Origin of the sequence: Campylobacter sp. RM12647, from assembly GCF_020138135.1 — a bacterium.
Classification (GTDB): Bacteria; Campylobacterota; Campylobacteria; order Campylobacterales; family Campylobacteraceae; genus Campylobacter_E.
Map to the genome: position 1 here is coordinate 1 of NZ_JACGAS010000012.1, position 15618 is coordinate 15618.

Here is a 15618-nt window from a genome sequence, read left to right on the forward strand (position 1 = left end):
TTTCCATAAACTTTCTCACATTAAAAACAAAACTAATTTTAACTTAAAATATCTTAGACAATCTGCGATATTCCAAATAAAATTAACCATATTTTGGTGTTTTTCTATATTCATAAAATTCCTTTGAAGTAAATGTGATTATTATGACAAAACAATAATAAAAATCTTAAATTATTTTAAATAGTTGTAATTTATATACTTTTATAACTACTCGTTTTTAAAAATATATCAAATAATAAAAAGTTCTTAAAAAATAAGAACTTTTTAAAATTATTTTATATTATCTAACTTTTCACAAGCGTATTTAAATTCTAATTCGCAAGATTTTCTTAAATACTCAAGAGATTTATTTTCATAAAGTTGAGATACTTCATAGCAGCTTTTGTTATCATTATTATTGCAAGCGTATTTGTATAATTCTAAAGCTTTTTCTTCATCAATATCAGTGCTAACTCCATTTAAATACATATTTGCTAAAAAATAGCAAGATGAATAATCATTATTATTACATTGTTTTTCGTATAAATTAAATGCTCTTTCATATAATTTTTCAAAATCATCACATTGAGTATATTTTACTTCACAAAAATTTGCAAAATCATAGCAAGCATTTGCATTATCATCATCTTTGCAAGATTGTTTAACCAATTTTATTGCTAAATTTTTGTATTTTTTATTTAATTTTTTATTTTCCAATTTATCAGAATATTTATAAATATCACTTAAAGCCTTGCAAGATAAATAATCTTCATATTCTTCGCAAGAAACTTTATAATATAAAGCTGCGTTTGTTTCATCATTTTTATCAAACTGATAATAATTAGCATTTTTTAAGCATTCTTCTAAACTCACACACTCAACGGCATAAATACAAACACTAAATAATAAAATTAATAATTTTTTCATACTAACTCCTTTTTAAGGTAGTAATTTTAGCGAAATATTTTTAAATAGTAATATTTATTTTTAAGCTATAGAAAATCTATAGCTTAAAAAGAATAAGTAAAATCACCTTCATTGGTTTTAATTTCTGCTTGTTTTAAATTCTCGCAAAAATGTATAGGTGAAAATGATTGTCCGTATTTTAATTTTTTAGGATTTGATTTTGATAAAACATAATGAAGTTTGCAATTTCCTTTATTTAGTTTAATCTCATATATTTCTAATTCATCTATTTTAGATGTGATTTTGAGTTTTTTAGAAGCTCCTATTCCTAGAATATTAACTTCAGGAGAATTAAGAAAAAAGATTATACCCCCCCCCACCATTCTTAAAATAATATTAAAAAAATAAAAATTACTAGGGAAAATATTTAAATGTTAAAGAAAGAAATTCCTAGCTAATCTTAGCTAGGAAAGAAATTATAATGCTTTTTTAGCTGCTGCTGCAACTTTAGCAAAAGCTGCTGCGTCATTCATAGCCATATCAGCTAGAACTTTTCTATCTAGTTCAATACCAGCTTTTTTAAGACCATTCATAAATCTTGAATAGCTTAAATCATTTAAGCGGCAAGCTGCATTAATTCTAATAATCCATAAACGACGGAAATCTCTTTTTTTGCGGCGTCTATCGCGGTAAGCATATACCAAGCTTCTTTCTAATTGTTCTTTAGCTTTTCTAAAGTGTTTTCTACGACCGCTATAAAAACCTTTAGCTAACTTTAATAATCTTTTATGTCTTCTGCGTCTTACTACGCCTGTTTTTACTCTTGCCATAATTTCTCCTTTTAATGGCGTTTGCTTAAAGCAAATCTTTCCCTAAACGGGGGTAACGAATGATTAAAAATCAAAAACTCTTATTTCATACAAAGCATTTTAAGAACACGGCTTTCATTTGTAGCATGAACAAATTTTGCTGTTCTTAAATCACGCATTCTTTTTGCAGGCTTTTTAGTTAAAATGTGGCTTCTATAAGCTGAACCACGCTTAATTTTATTTTTGCCTACTCTAAAGCGCTTAGAAGCACTTTTTACGCTCTTCATTTTTGGCATAAGCTTTCCTTTTTGTTGAATTTTCTAAAAAAGAAGAGCCGATTTTATCACAATAAAGTTTATATATAGCTTATTTTATTTGAAAGTAAAGAAAAAATTAGCAACAAAAAACTAATAATTATCATAAAAATAATTGAAGTATTAAAACTATTTGTAATATCTTTAAAATATCCAAAAATTATTGGCCCAATAGTAGCTATTAAATACCCTACACTTTGAGACATTGAACTTAAGTATATTGTAGTTTTTGTATCTTTTGATTTAATAGCAATCATAGTAAGTGCTACTCCAAAAATTCCACCAACAGGAATAGAAAATAATAAAGCTGAAATTATTAAAATATAAATATTTGAACTTAATAAACATATAAAAAAAGCAAGAATATTGCTAATACAAACTAAAGTTAAAAGCATTGCTTTATTTTCAATCTGAGCCATTTTATTAGGTATAAAATAAGCTGAAAACATAGAACAAAATTGAAATAATATAACAATATTAGTCGCATAATCTTTATTCATACTAATAGCTAATATGCTAGGATACCAAGTAATTATCGTATAAAAAACACAACTTTGAAGCCCCATAAAAGCAGTGATTATCCAAGCGTTTTTGTTTTTAAAAATACTTAAAAAATCACTGAAATTTTGAGTTTTAGAATATCTATTAAGCCTATGATTTTTAATAAATGGCAGATAGCAAAAAAACGCAATAATAGCAAATATAATCCAACAAAATAAAGCTCCACTAAGTCCAATATAATCAATCAAATAATGCCCAAAAACTCCTATTAAGCTAGAAATGCTTAAAAACATTCCATAAAGTGCCATAATTTTTCCAATATTTTTAAAGTGATTTTTAACAAAACTAGGCATTAAAACATTCAAAATAGCAATACCTAAACCTATTAAAATCGTCCCAAAAAACAAGAAAAAAGTATTAAAAAACGCCCTAGCAAATAGTCCAAACATTATTAAAATAATCGCATAAAGCATAGCTTTTGTATTTGGTAAAATCGGAGCGATTAAAGAAAAAATAAAAAAACAAAAAAGCGGCAAAGCACTTAAAATCCCAATTTGCGTAGAATTTAAATCATAATAACTCATAATATTATCAACTATAGGACCTATTGCAGTAATTGGTGCCCTAAGATTTAAAGATATAAAAATTACACATAAAATACTTATTAAAAAATAACTTTTTTTCATATTTTTCCTTTATTAAGACTTTAATATATCTAAAAAATTCAATTTATGCCTAAATATTAGGCATAAATATTTAGTCTAAATTATATTTTTGTAACAATTTTAAATAAGTTCCATCGTTTTTAAATTTGTTAATTACTTTATTAAAATCATCTCTTAATTTAGTATTGCCTTTTTGAAAAGCTATGCAAGTTCCAGCTATTGGAGTTTTTGCGAATACTTCAAAATCATCATAATTTTTAGTATAACTCTTAGCAACAGCAGCTTCTAATACAAAACCATCAATTTTGCCATTTAAAGTAGATAATACAAGTGGAATGTATTCAGAATTTAAAAACGGAACTACGCCTTTAATATTAGATATTTCATCAGCTTGCAAAGTTCCTATTTGTGCGCCTAAAATAGCTCCTTTTTCAAGGTCTTTTAAAGAATTTAGCTTTTTATTACTTTTTAATTTGATATAGTGGTTTTCACTTTCTATTATTGGATTTGAAAACTCAACATTTTTAGCTCTTTTAGGTGTGTAACTCATACCTGATGCAATAATATCAATCTTTTTTGATTTTAACGCTAGAATTAAACCATCAAAAGACATTGGAATAATCTCAATTTTTATATTTAACTCCTTAGCAATTTCTCTTACTAAATCAATCTCAAACCCCACAATTTCATCATTTTCCATATACTCAAATGGTGGGAAATCAGGCGATAGACCAACTTTATAAATCTCTTGTGCAAAAAGCCCTAAAGCTAGCAATGTAGCTATAAAAATTTGTTTCATAATAATCTCCTAAAAAATTAATAAAAATAAAAAATTTAAAAAATAAAAAATAGAGTAAAAGAAGTGATAAGTTTTAACGCAGATTTGATTTATTTATTTGTAATTTTTCCATTTGTCCTCCTTAAAAATATGACTTATAATAATCAAAAAAGTAAAATATGTTAATTATAATATGTGTAATTTTAAATTAAATATAAAAAATGTAACATTATGTAACATAAAGGAATAGATTATGAAAATAGGTTTTGTTAATGCTAAAGTTTTTACAGGTAAAAACGAAAATGATTTTATAAGCGAATTTAGTATAAAAAACTCTAAATTTTGTGAAATCAATAATGTAAATAGAAATGATTGCAATAAAATCATAGATTTAAAAAATGCCTGCGTTATTCCTGCATTAAGCGATACTCACACGCATCCAACATATGTATCACAAATAATAGATAGTCTAGCTTGCACTAAACCTTATGTGACAAATATTCCACAATTAATAGAATTTTTAAAAACTTCACCAAATTATGGTAAGGAAAATAAATGGATTAAAGGTTGGTGTTATGATGAATCAAAACTAGATGAAAAAAGAGCTCCTACTATAAAAGATTTAGATTTGATAAGCTCAACACAACCAATTTTTATATTAAGAAGTTGCTGTCATTCTTGCGTTTGCAATTCTAAAGCATTAGAGCTAGCAAATATTACAAAAGACACAAAAGAGCCTAAAGGTGGAAAAATAGGCAGATTTGAAGATGGCACTCCTAATGGTATTATGTATGATTTAGGTGCATCTATGTTAATTCGCAATGCAATGGAAAAAGAAAGCTTAGAAGATGAAGCAAAAAAATTAGTAAAATTAGGCGAAATTTATGCAAGTTTAGGAATAGTAAATATTAGCGATATGATGTGTTATTCTAAACCTTTAAAAGCTTATGAATTATATAAATTGGCAAAAAATATGGGTTTAAAACAAAGAGTTAGTTTATATCAAGTTTATAAAGACGCTAAAGAATTTGGCTTATTTAAAAGCCTAGAAGATATTAAAACTAATGGAATTAAATTCTTTGTAGATGGCACTATTTCATCACAAACTGCATTTACTCATAAACCTTATAAAAATAGCGACAATTATGGGGATTTAGTATGTAATATTAATGAAATTAAAGAAGCCATTGATTTTGCCAAAAATAATAATTGCCAAATAAGTTTTCATCTAATGGGAGATAAAGCTATAGATATAGTAATTGATAATCTTATAAGCTATGAAAATTGGTTAAAAGATTATCCTAGCGTTAGATTTGAGCATGCTTCTATGCTAAATTTAAAACATATTGAAAAAATAAAAAAGTTAAAAGTAAAAATTGCTATAAGCACACAACCAATATTTCAATACGCTGAATATACAAGCTATGAAGATGCGTTAGAAGATGATAGATTTAATTCAATTTGTGCTTTAAACACATTAAAAGAACATTTAGATTTAAGCATTTCAAGTGATGCACCAGCTACAATTCATCACGAGCCTTTTAATTTATTTGTAAGTATTAATGCAGCTGTTATAAGAACTAATCCTAACGGCAAAAACTATAATAAAAATGAAGAAATATCAGTTGAAGATGCGATTTTAATGCTAACTAAAAACTCACAAAATATCCTAATGCTAAAAAATTGCACAACTATTGAAGATGGTAAAAGTGCTGATTTTATTGTCTTAGATAATGATATTTTTAGTATTGATAAAACAAAAATAAAAGATATAAAAGTTCATCAAACTTGGCTAAAAGGCGAAAGAATTTACTAATCCTTTTTCAAGGATTAGTTTAAATTATATTTTTCTAATAATTTTAAATAGGTTCCATCTTGCTTAAATTTCTCAATAGTTTTATCAAAATCATCTCTTAATTTTGTATTACCCTTTTTAAAAGCTAGACTCATTCCTTCAATACTAGAAGTAGCAAAAACTTCTAAATTTGGATACTTTTTCATATAACTTTTAGCGACTGGTTCTTCCATTACAAAACCATCAATTTTACCATTTAAAGTAGAATTAATAAGCACTATATATTCTTCGTTTAAATACGGCTTAACACCTTTTAAATTAGTTATTTCGTCAGCTTGAAGAGTACCTATTTTTGCCCCAATTATTGCACCATTTGATAAATCATCTAAAGAATTTATTTTATCATTTCCTTTTAACTTCAAATAATAATTTTTGCTATCAAATATGCTTTTTGTAAATTCAGCATTTTTAGCTCTTTGTGAAGTATAACTCATACCTGCTGAAATAATATCAATTTTACCCACTTTTAAAGCCGCAATAAGCCCATCAAATGGCATTGTAACAGGCTCAACCTGAATACCCAACTCCTTTGCTACTGCTCTTACTAAATCAATCTCAAATCCTACAATTTCACCATTTTCTATATAATCAAATGGTGGATAATCATATCCTGTGCCAACCTTATAAATCTCTTGTGCGAAAAGCCCTAAAGCTAGCAATGTAGCTATAAAAATTTGTTTCATAATAATCTCCTAAAAATTAATAAAAATAAAAAAATATAAAAAATAAAAAATAGAATAAAAGAAGTGATAAGTTTTAACGCAGATTTGATTTATTTATTTGTAATTTTTCCATTTGTCCTCCTTAAAAAAATTGCTTTATAATAACTTTTTTTACAATAAATTAAAATAAATTCTTCAAAAATATTTTAAAATTGTATAAATTAGTAACAAAAGGAGAAAAAATGAAACTAACAAACAGAGATTTTCTAACTTTAAAAGATTTTAGTAAAGATGAAATCCTAGCACTTATTAAATTTGCAAAAGAGCTAAAAGAAAAGAAAAAGCAAGGTATAACAGGCAATCATTTGCAAGGAAAAAACATAGCTTTAATATTTGAAAAACCATCAACTAGAACAAGATGTGCATTTGTGGTAGCTTGTAACGATGAAAAAGCTTATCCTGAATATTTAGGTGCTAACGATATACAATTAGGCAAAAAAGAAAGCATACAAGATACCGCTAGGGTATTAAGCAGAATGTTTGATGGCATTGAGTTTCGCGGCTTTAATCAAAGTGATTTAGAAACCTTAGCAAAATATAGTGATGTTCCTGTTTGGAATGGTTTGACAAACGAATTTCATCCAACTCAAATTCTAGCCGATATGCTAACTATTTACGAGCATTTTAACAAACTAGAAGGGCTTAATTGTGCATATATTGGAGATGGTAGAAACAATATGGCAAATTCTCTTATGATAGGCTGCGCTAAATTAGGATTAAATTACATAAATATTAGTCCTAAAGAACTTCATCCTGATAATGAATTAATAAATCTTTGCAAAAGTTTTGCGAATAACTCAAGTATAAAAATCAGCGATAATATTGAAGATATTAAGGGTGCTGATATTATATATACTGATGTTTGGTGCTCTATGGGAGAAGAAGAAAAAGCAAAAGATAGAATAAATATTTTAAAACCTTATCAAGTAAATGATGAATTGCTTTTAAAAACTGGAAAAAATACGATAATAATGCACTGCTTACCTGCAGTAAAAGGTAATGAAATTACAGAAAATGTATTTGAGAATAATGCTGATATAATTTTTAATCAAGCAGAAAATAGAATGCATACTATAAAAGCTGTTATGATTGCTACTATTTGTGATATAGATATATAATTTATTAAACAAATATAAAGCATTTGGGGTTATAATTACCCCTTTTTTAAAATTTAAATTAAAGGATATTTTTAATGTTTGAGTTGATTAGTGATTCTTTTAAGCAAGCGGTAAATAAATTAAAAACAATAGATGATGAAAAAGCGTTAAAAAACGCTATGGAAACTCTTAAAAAGTCTTTATTAAAGGCTGATGTTCATTTTAAGGTAACGAAAGAATTATTAGTTAATGTAGAAAATGAAGTAAAAGCAAAAGGAATCGGTCAAAAGCATTTTTTAGATGCAATTAAAAATAACCTTACAAACATACTAACACCAGAAAATAAAATAAGCGAATTTAGATTTTCTCCAAGTGGTTTAACATCTGTAATGATGATAGGCTTACAAGGTGGTGGAAAGACAACTAGCACGATAAAATTAGCAAATTATTTAAAACTTAGAAAGAAAAAAGTTCTAGTAGCAGCGTGTGATTTACAAAGACTTGCTGCGGTAGAGCAATTAAGACAATTATGTGAAGCTAATGAAATTGATTTATTTTCAATGGATAGCAAAGACCCTTGCGAAGTAGCGAAAAATGCTCTTAACAAAGCTAAAGATGGCTTATATGATGTATTATTAGTGGATACTGCAGGTCGTTTAGCGATTGATGAGCCTTTAATGAATGAATTAGCTCGTGTAAAAGATATAATAAATCCTTATGAGAGTTTTTATGTAGCTGATGCTATGAGCGGTCAAGAAGGTGTAAAAACTGCAGAAACATTTAATGAAAAAATAGGCATTAGTGGTGTTATTTTAAGTAAATTTGATGCAGATACTAAAGGCGGGGTTGCTTTAGGTATAGCAAAATTATTAAATCTACCTTTAAAATTCGTAGGTATTGGTGAGAAGGTAGGAGATTTTGAGAGTTTTGTTCCAGAAAGAATTGTTGGTCGTATTATGGGAGAAGGCGATTTAGCAACTTTAATGGAAAAAACTTCAGCAGTTTTTGATGAAAAAGAAGCAAAAATCTTAAGCAAAAAAATCAAAAAAGGTGAATTTAATTTCAATGATTTTATAAACCAACTTGAAAGTGTAAAAAAATTAGGGAATTTAGGTTCATTAGTTGGAATGATACCAGGTCTTGGTGGCATTGCTAATAAAGTAAAAGATATAGATTTAGAAAGTTCTAAAGAAATGATACATATAAAGGCAATGATTAGCTCAATGACACCAAAAGAAAGAGAAACTCCAAGCCTATTAAACAATGCTAGAAAAGCAAGAATTGCAAAAGGTGCAGGTCTATCTCAAATGGAAGTTAATAGATTTTTAAAACAATTTGAAAATGCATCAAAAATCGCTAAAAAACTTTCAAAAGGTGGTATGAAAGGGTTAGGTTCTATGCTAAATCAAGGAAATTTTCCAAAATAATTAAAAATTTTTAAAGCTTTAAACTTATTTAAAGCTTTTTTATAGACAATTTTTGTTTATAAAAAATCTTTAAATCAATCAAGGAGAAAATAATGACAGTTGTAAGACTAACAAGAATGGGTAGAAAAAAGCGTCCTTTTTATCGTATCGTAGTAACAGATAGCAGAAAAAGAAGAGATGGCGGTTGGATTGAGAGTATAGGATATTACAATCCTATGAGCGAGCCTGAAACAATCAAATTTGATGCTGAAAGACTAGCTTACTGGAAAAGCGTAGGCGCTAAATTAAGCGATCGTGTAGCAAGAATTACAAAATAATGGTAAAAGAATTTATTTTTACATATGCAAAAACAATAGCCGCAAATCCTGAGCGGCTAGAAATTTTTGTAGAAGAAAAAGAAAATAACCTAATAGATATTGTTATTATGGCTACTAAAATAGATGCCGGAAGACTTATTGGAAAATCAGGAAAAATCATAACCGCAATTAAAACAATAGCAGTTAATCACAAAAATACTCAAAAATTAAATTATAAAATCACGGTAAAAACTTTTGATGAATAATCTAGTTTATGTTGCTAAAATTGGTAAAACTCACGGATTACTTGGTTTTTTAAAATTTCATAATAAAAGTGATTTTTACGAACAATTTAAACCTAAAGCTGAATTTTTTAATAAAAATGGTAAAAAATTCATAATTAAATCTTTTGATTTTTCAAATTCTTTAGTGCAATTTGTAGGATATGAAGATGTAAATAAGGCTAAAGAACTTGTAAACATGGAGCTTTACTCTAATATTGAAAATACTAGAAAAAATATTAAGCTTAAAAAAGATGAATATTTTTATTTTGATATTATTGGGTTAAAAGTATATCAAGATGATGAGTTTTTAGGTAGCGTTGTTGATATTTTAGAAACAGGAGCTAATGATTTATTAGAGATAAAAACTAGCGATGAATTAGCAAATTTAGGCTTAGCTAAGAGTTTTTATATACCTTTTCATAATAATTTTATAATTTCAGTAAGTGATATTATCAAGGTAAATAATTCTAAAAGTATTTTAGAAAATTCGTAATGAAATTTAATTTTATAAGTTTATTTCCAAATCTAATTGAAAACTATTTTAATGAAAGCATTTTAAAAATTGCAAGAGAAAAAGAGCTTATAAAACTACATTTTGACAATCCTAGAAATTATTCTACAAACAAACATAATAAAGTAGATGATACGAAAATCAGCGGCGGAGCAGGTATGCTTATGGCTTGCCAACCTTTATTTGATTGTTTAGAAAATTATAAAAATTCTCATATTATATTTTTAAGCCCTACAGGAAAACCTTTTAAACAAATTGATGCTAAAAGACTTGCCTTAAAAAATGAAATTACTTTTGTATGCGGAAGATATGAAGGTATTGATGAAAGAGTGTATGAAAATTATGCTAATGAAGTTTTTAGCATAGGTGATTTTGTCCTAACGGGCGGGGAATTGGGAGCTCTTTGTATGTGCGATGCAATTGCTAGAAATATAAATGGAGTAATAAAACAAGAAAGCTTAGTAGAAGAAAGTTTTGAAAATTATTTATTAGAAGCTCCATCTTTTACTAAACCTTTTATATTTGAATATAAAAAAAATAATATTTTTAAGAAATTTTATTCAATTTCAAGTTTTGTTAAGGGTAATCACGCTAATATTAGCCTTTTAAAAAATCATCTATCGTTTTGCAAGACCAAATTCCACCGCCCGGATTTACTTGCTAAGCACAATAATTTAAGGAAAAACTATGAGAAATAAATATATTGAGCAGTTTGAAGCTAAACAAATTGAAGGAAAAAATATTCCTGATTTTAGAGCTGGCGATACATTAAAACTTGCTATTCATATTAAAGAAGGTGATAAGTCAAGGGTTCAAAATTTTGAAGGTATTTGTATAGCTCGTCGTGGTCAAGGCACAGGTGAAACTTTTATGGTTCGCAAAATTGGTGCAAATGGTGTTGGAGTAGAAAGAATATTCCCAATTTATTCTGATAGTCTAGAAAGTATTACGGTAGTTCGCCATGGTAAAGTAAGACGCTCAAGACTATTCTATCTACGCAGATTACGTGGTAAAGCTGCAAGAATTAAAGAACTTAAACGCTAATATTACGGAGATTTTTCTCCGTTTATAGAATTTCGTTTATAGAATGATTACAATACAAAAAGCTTCAGAAAAAGATTTAGATTTAATCTTAGAATTTATTAAAAAATTAGCTGATTATGAAAACTTATCAAGTAGCGTTGTAGCTACTAAAGAACTTTTAAAAGAAAACTTATTTATAAAACAAAAAGCTTATGTTTTAATAGCTTATTATGATTTAAAGCCTGTTGGATTTGCTTTGTATTTTAATAATTTCTCTACATTTTTAGGAAAATGTGGAATTTACTTAGAAGATTTATTCGTTGATGTTGAATACAAAAATAAAGGAATAGGAAAAGCACTTATAAAAGAGCTAGCTAAAATAGCTAATCAAAATGATTACGAAAGAATTGATTGGGTTTGTCTTAAAGACAACTATCCAAGTCTTGAAGTTTATAAAAAAATAGGAGCTAATACAAAAGATGAATGGCTACTACATAGACTTGAAAAATCAGATATAAACAACCTTTTAAACAATAAATAAGTTATCTTAACTATGTATAAAAATCACTTAAAATATAAATAATAAGAAATTAAATCATACATTTAAAATTCTTAAATTAATACCTTAGCTAAATCAATAATGTAATAACTTTAAAATCACTAATTATTGTTTAGTTTTAGATTTTTAAACAATTCTAGCTAAATTACTTTTAGCATTATAAGCTTTTATTACCTATAAATATTTTAAGCGTTCAATAAAACTAAAAATACTCATAAATACATTTATTTTTCAAATTCCAAAACAATTAATAATCAAACCAACCATATTTATAACCACCTTATAAAGCGTTATAACTAATTTACAATAAAATAAAAAAATAGTTAAATAAATTATTTCTTAGGGGTTATAAATGAGAAACGATTTTTTAAAAATCAATGGAATAATCGCATTTTTATTAGTTGGGTTTTTGAATGCTTTTGTTGATTTAGGACATAAAATCATTATTCAAAACACGGTTTATAAGATTTATGATGGCAGCACGCAATTATTTTTAACCGCAATTATTAATGCCTTGATTTTATTACCTTATATTTTTAGCTTTTCAATATCAGGATTTCTAGCTGATAAATATCCTAAAAATAAAGTTATGAAAATAACTGCTTTAGCAAATATATTTTTAGTATCAATCATTTGTTTTAGTTATTACAATGGTTATTTTTATCTAGCCTTTATAATGACGCTTATTATGGGGATTCAATCAGCCTTATATTCTCCTGCTAAATATGGTTATATTAAAGAACTAGTCGGCATCAAGCAACTTGCTATGGGAAATGGTGCTATAAATGCTGTTAGTATTGTGGCTATTTTGTGCGGAATGCTTGTATTTTCTTTAGGTTTTGAATTATTATTAAACGAGTTTAGCACGAGTAAGGATATATTAACTCAAGTAGCTCCACTAGGCTTATTACTAGTAGCTTTTAGCGTTTTAGAATTTATTTTAGCGTCTAAATTACCGCAGGTTAAAAGCGAAAATTCTAATTTAGCATTCAATAAAAACGATTATTTAAAAGGAGTGTTGCTTAAAAACAACCTTAGCTTAATATTTCAAAATAAAGTAATTTGGCTATGTATAATAGGAATTGCCTTCTTTTGGGCTATTTCTCAATTATATTTAGTATCTTTTCCTGTATTTGCTAAGTTTCATCTAAATGAATTAAACACCTTTTATGTGCAAGGCGTAATGGCAGCTAGTGCAATAGGCGTTATTATAGGCTCAATAATTGCAGGTAGATTTTCTAAAAACTACATTGAATTAGGGCTTATCCCGCTTGGTGCTTTAGGATTATTTTTAAGCTCATTATTAATAAGCTTTCTTAATAATTTATTTGCCTTTGCACTTGTATTTTTTATATTTGGCATATCTGGGGCAATATTTACAATCGCTCTTAATTCTTTAATACAATTTAATGCTAAAGAAAATGAATTAGGTATAGTCTTAGCAGGAAATAATTTTATTCAAAATATTTTTATGCTAAGTTTTGTAATACTTGCTACTTTTTTTGCTTATTTAGAAATTGATGTTTTATATTTGTTTTATTTCATTGTAGTTGTGAGTTTTTTAGGCTCTTTTTATGTATTAATAAAACTGCCTTTTTCTTTAGTAAGAATAATAGTAAGCCTTGCTTTTTATCAAAAATATAGATTATTAGTAGCAGGGTTTGAAAATATTCCACAAAATAAAGGAGTGCTATTATTAGGCAATCATATTTCCTTTATTGACTGGGCTATTATACAAATGGCAATCCCTAAAAAAGTGCATTTTGTAATGGAGAGAAAATACTATCAAAAATGGTATATTAGAATGTTTATAAAGCATTTTGGAGTAATCCCTGTAAGCTCTGCTGCAAGTAAAGAAGCCTTAGAATTAATTGCAACTTATATCAAAAAAGGCGAAATTGTTTGTATTTTCCCTGAAGGAACTCTATCAAGACACGGACATTTAAATGAATTTAAAAGTGGTTTTGAATTAGCGTGCAAGGATTTAAGCGAAGATGATGGGATTATAATTCCTTTTTATATCCACGGGCTTTGGGGTAGTTCGTTTTCAAGAAGTGATGAAGAATACAATCTAAGAAATAAAAAAATCGGTAAAAGAGAAATAGCAATAGCATTCGGAACAGCCCTTAGCATACATTCAAGTAAAGAATTAGTAAAAGCTAAAGTGTTTGAACTATCATTCTTAGCTACAAAAACTCAAAGCGATAATCTAAAAACAATAGAAAAAGCCTTTATCCTAAGTGCTAAAAAATACTCACAAAATATAGCGATAAACGACCCTTTAGCAGGAGATATAAGCTACAAAAAACTCCTAGCATTAAGCCTAGTGCTTAGTAAAAAAATCCCTAACGATGAAAATATAGGCATATTATTACCTGCTTCATTTGCTTCAACGCTTGTAAATCTAGCTAGTTTATTTGCTGGAAAAACCATAGTAAATCTAAATTACACCGCAGGAATAAAAGCAATCAATCAAGCAAAAGAAAGTGCAAATATAAAGCATATTTATACATCATCTAAATTCTTAGAAAAGCTAAAAAATAAAGGCTTTAAATTAGAATTAGAAAATGTAAATATCATTTATTTAGAAGATTTAATAAAAGCAATAAAAAAAGAAAAGTTAGATATTATCTTTAAACTCTTTTTAATAAGTATCTTGCCTAGCTTTATATTACAAGCCTTATTTACTAAGAATTTAAGCAATGAAAAAACAGCTGCGATTTTATTTAGTAGTGGCAGCGAAGGAATGCCTAAAGGAGTTATGCTAAGCCATAAAAATATTTTAAGCAATATTGCTTCAATTTCTAGCATAATTTGTGCAAAAGATGATGATGTAATACTCTCATCTTTACCGCCATTTCACGCATTTGGACTAACCGTTACTACCTTTATGCCTTTAATAGAAGGGATAAAAAGTGCAACTTGTGCTGACCCTACCGATGCTTTAGGCGTTGCAAAAACTATAGTAAAAAATAATGTTAGCATTATGTGTGCAACTTCTACATTTTTAGGAATTTATGCAAGAAATAAAAAAATAGATGAAATTATGTTTGATAGCCTTAGAATTGTAGTTGCAGGTGCTGAAAAATTAAAGCCCGAGATTAAATCAGCTTTTGAGCTAAAGTTCAAAAAAAATATTTACGAAGGTTACGGAGCTACCGAGACAACGCCTGTTGCAAGTGTGAATTTACCTAATAAATTTGATAGCACATATTGGCAACTACATAGAGCAAATAAAGATAAAAGCGTAGGTATGCCTTTACCTGGCACTGCTATTAGAATAGTTGATCCACTAAGCTATGAAGAATTAAAAGCAAACGAAGATGGACTTATTTTAATAGGCGGACACCAAGTAATGCAAGGGTATTTAAATAATCCCGAAAAAACTGCTGAAGTTATAAAAGAAATAGATGGCATTAGATGGTATAACACAGGGGATAAGGGACATTTAGATGAAGATGGATTTTTATACATTGTAGATAGATATTCAAGGTTTGCAAAAATTGGTGGAGAGATGATTTCTTTAGGACTTGTTGAAAGCGAAGTTGCTAAAGTGATTAATAATGATGAAGTAAAACTCTGCTCTACTTCTTTAGAAGATGATAAAAAAGGCGAGATGGTAGTTTTATTAATTGAATGTAGTGAAGAAAAATTTGATTATTTTGTAGATTTAATAAAACAAAGCGAAATACTAGCAATTTATAAACCTAGTAAATATATTTTGATAAAAGAAATTCCATTATTAGGCAGTGGAAAGGTAGATTATAAAGAAGCAAAAGCCCTAGCTAAAAGTATTTTAGAAAACAATTAATAAAATTTATACTAAAAGGAAGAGTAACTTAAACTCTAAACCTTTTAGTTTTGTAATACTAATTAAAGTTTTGCTAATTTT

Annotated in this window: 17 protein-coding genes; 10 read left to right on the forward strand and 7 right to left on the reverse strand. The window is 27.3% G+C overall.

Translation table 11 applies throughout. The annotated features are described in order from the left end of the window. Nucleotides 1-270: 270 nt before the first annotated feature. The 6 genes from AVBRAN12647_RS05610 to AVBRAN12647_RS05635 all read right to left on the reverse strand — a co-directional run bounded on the left by AVBRAN12647_RS05610 (nt 271) and on the right by AVBRAN12647_RS05635 (nt 3973). The gene (locus AVBRAN12647_RS05610; protein ID WP_336614822.1) at nt 271-906 is read right to left on the reverse strand and encodes a tetratricopeptide repeat protein; all 636 of its coding nucleotides are present in this window, start codon (nt 904-906) and stop codon (nt 271-273) included. An 83-nt stretch (nt 907-989) separates the two neighbouring features. Beyond that, nucleotides 990-1265: a hypothetical protein gene (locus AVBRAN12647_RS05615; RefSeq protein ID WP_214119542.1), complete on the reverse strand. Its 276-nt coding sequence runs from the start codon at nt 1263-1265 to the stop codon at nt 990-992. Nucleotides 1266-1361: 96 nt separating this feature from the next. Then, nucleotides 1362-1715, reverse strand: a complete 354-nt coding sequence (rplT, locus tag AVBRAN12647_RS05620; protein ID WP_214117784.1) for a 50S ribosomal protein L20 — start codon at nt 1713-1715, stop codon at nt 1362-1364. An 80-nt stretch (nt 1716-1795) separates the two neighbouring features. Next, nucleotides 1796-1990: a 50S ribosomal protein L35 gene (rpmI, locus tag AVBRAN12647_RS05625; RefSeq protein WP_214117785.1), complete on the reverse strand. Its 195-nt coding sequence runs from the start codon at nt 1988-1990 to the stop codon at nt 1796-1798. 59 nt (nt 1991-2049) lie between these two features. Next, entirely contained in the window at nt 2050-3195 is a 1146-nt protein-coding gene (locus AVBRAN12647_RS05630; protein WP_336614823.1) for an MFS transporter, read from the reverse strand. Between the two features lie 70 nt (nt 3196-3265). Further along, a complete protein-coding gene (locus tag AVBRAN12647_RS05635) occupies nt 3266-3973 on the reverse strand; it encodes a transporter substrate-binding domain-containing protein (RefSeq protein WP_214119538.1) in 708 nt (235 codons plus the stop codon). A 232-nt stretch (nt 3974-4205) separates the two neighbouring features. On the opposite strand from AVBRAN12647_RS05635, the gene AVBRAN12647_RS05640 reads away from it, so the two are divergent. Further along, entirely contained in the window at nt 4206-5768 is a 1563-nt protein-coding gene (locus AVBRAN12647_RS05640) for an amidohydrolase (RefSeq protein WP_336614824.1), read from the forward strand. Nucleotides 5769-5782: 14 nt separating this feature from the next. Here the strand turns inward: AVBRAN12647_RS05640 and AVBRAN12647_RS05645 are convergent, their stop codons facing one another. Next, a complete protein-coding gene (locus tag AVBRAN12647_RS05645; protein ID WP_239803086.1) occupies nt 5783-6490 on the reverse strand; it encodes a substrate-binding periplasmic protein in 708 nt (235 codons plus the stop codon). 221 nt (nt 6491-6711) lie between these two features. On the opposite strand from AVBRAN12647_RS05645, the gene argF reads away from it, so the two are divergent. From argF to AVBRAN12647_RS05690, 9 genes are all read left to right on the forward strand, one after another. Continuing rightward, the gene (gene argF / locus AVBRAN12647_RS05650; protein WP_214119533.1) at nt 6712-7647 is read left to right on the forward strand and encodes an ornithine carbamoyltransferase; all 936 of its coding nucleotides are present in this window, start codon (nt 6712-6714) and stop codon (nt 7645-7647) included. A 74-nt stretch (nt 7648-7721) separates the two neighbouring features. Beyond that, nucleotides 7722-9053 carry a signal recognition particle protein gene (locus tag AVBRAN12647_RS05655; RefSeq protein ID WP_214117791.1) on the forward strand — a complete coding sequence of 444 codons (1332 nt, stop codon included), beginning with the start codon at nt 7722-7724 and terminating at the stop codon, nt 9051-9053. Nucleotides 9054-9145: 92 nt separating this feature from the next. After that, the gene (rpsP, locus tag AVBRAN12647_RS05660; RefSeq protein WP_214117792.1) at nt 9146-9370 is read left to right on the forward strand and encodes a 30S ribosomal protein S16; all 225 of its coding nucleotides are present in this window, start codon (nt 9146-9148) and stop codon (nt 9368-9370) included. Next, on the forward strand, nt 9370-9615 hold the full coding sequence (locus AVBRAN12647_RS05665; RefSeq protein ID WP_214117793.1) for a KH domain-containing protein: 246 nt from the start codon (nt 9370-9372) through the stop codon (nt 9613-9615). Before rpsP ends, AVBRAN12647_RS05665 begins: the two co-directional genes overlap by 1 nt. After that, nucleotides 9608-10126: a ribosome maturation factor RimM gene (gene rimM, locus AVBRAN12647_RS05670; protein ID WP_250325824.1), complete on the forward strand. Its 519-nt coding sequence runs from the start codon at nt 9608-9610 to the stop codon at nt 10124-10126. The genes AVBRAN12647_RS05665 and rimM overlap by 8 nt, the downstream gene beginning before the upstream one ends. Beyond that, entirely contained in the window at nt 10126-10842 is a 717-nt protein-coding gene (gene trmD, locus AVBRAN12647_RS05675; protein WP_214117795.1) for a tRNA (guanosine(37)-N1)-methyltransferase TrmD, read from the forward strand. The genes rimM and trmD overlap by 1 nt, the downstream gene beginning before the upstream one ends. Further along, nucleotides 10832-11188, forward strand: a complete 357-nt coding sequence (gene rplS / locus AVBRAN12647_RS05680) for a 50S ribosomal protein L19 (RefSeq protein WP_214117796.1) — start codon at nt 10832-10834, stop codon at nt 11186-11188. The genes trmD and rplS overlap by 11 nt, the downstream gene beginning before the upstream one ends. A 43-nt stretch (nt 11189-11231) precedes the next feature. Beyond that, entirely contained in the window at nt 11232-11708 is a 477-nt protein-coding gene (locus AVBRAN12647_RS05685) for a GNAT family N-acetyltransferase (protein WP_336614825.1), read from the forward strand. Nucleotides 11709-12078: 370 nt separating this feature from the next. Beyond that, on the forward strand, nt 12079-15537 hold the full coding sequence (locus tag AVBRAN12647_RS05690) for an acyl-[ACP]--phospholipid O-acyltransferase (protein ID WP_336614826.1): 3459 nt from the start codon (nt 12079-12081) through the stop codon (nt 15535-15537). Nucleotides 15538-15618: the final 81 nt, after the last annotated feature.

Excerpts from the sequence above, each read along its gene's own strand:
- AVBRAN12647_RS05685 (WP_336614825.1), top strand. The coding sequence starts at position 11,232 with ATGATTACAATACAAAAAGCTTCAGAAAAAGATTTAGATTTAATCTTA.
- rpmI (WP_214117785.1), bottom strand. The coding sequence starts at position 1,990 with ATGCCAAAAATGAAGAGCGTAAAAAGTGCTTCTAAGCGCTTTAGAGTA.
- AVBRAN12647_RS05655 (WP_214117791.1), top strand. The coding sequence starts at position 7,722 with ATGTTTGAGTTGATTAGTGATTCTTTTAAGCAAGCGGTAAATAAATTA.
- AVBRAN12647_RS05690 (WP_336614826.1), top strand. The coding sequence starts at position 12,079 with ATGAGAAACGATTTTTTAAAAATCAATGGAATAATCGCATTTTTATTA.
- rplT (WP_214117784.1), bottom strand. The coding sequence starts at position 1,715 with ATGGCAAGAGTAAAAACAGGCGTAGTAAGACGCAGAAGACATAAAAGA.
- rpsP (WP_214117792.1), top strand. The coding sequence starts at position 9,146 with ATGACAGTTGTAAGACTAACAAGAATGGGTAGAAAAAAGCGTCCTTTT.
- rimM (WP_250325824.1), top strand. The coding sequence starts at position 9,608 with ATGAATAATCTAGTTTATGTTGCTAAAATTGGTAAAACTCACGGATTA.
- AVBRAN12647_RS05665 (WP_214117793.1), top strand. The coding sequence starts at position 9,370 with ATGGTAAAAGAATTTATTTTTACATATGCAAAAACAATAGCCGCAAAT.
- trmD (WP_214117795.1), top strand. The coding sequence starts at position 10,126 with ATGAAATTTAATTTTATAAGTTTATTTCCAAATCTAATTGAAAACTAT.
- AVBRAN12647_RS05640 (WP_336614824.1), top strand. The coding sequence starts at position 4,206 with ATGAAAATAGGTTTTGTTAATGCTAAAGTTTTTACAGGTAAAAACGAA.
- argF (WP_214119533.1), top strand. The coding sequence starts at position 6,712 with ATGAAACTAACAAACAGAGATTTTCTAACTTTAAAAGATTTTAGTAAA.
- AVBRAN12647_RS05630 (WP_336614823.1), bottom strand. The coding sequence starts at position 3,195 with ATGAAAAAAAGTTATTTTTTAATAAGTATTTTATGTGTAATTTTTATA.
- AVBRAN12647_RS05645 (WP_239803086.1), bottom strand. The coding sequence starts at position 6,490 with ATGAAACAAATTTTTATAGCTACATTGCTAGCTTTAGGGCTTTTCGCA.
- AVBRAN12647_RS05635 (WP_214119538.1), bottom strand. The coding sequence starts at position 3,973 with ATGAAACAAATTTTTATAGCTACATTGCTAGCTTTAGGGCTTTTTGCA.
- AVBRAN12647_RS05610 (WP_336614822.1), bottom strand. The coding sequence starts at position 906 with ATGAAAAAATTATTAATTTTATTATTTAGTGTTTGTATTTATGCCGTT.
- rplS (WP_214117796.1), top strand. The coding sequence starts at position 10,832 with ATGAGAAATAAATATATTGAGCAGTTTGAAGCTAAACAAATTGAAGGA.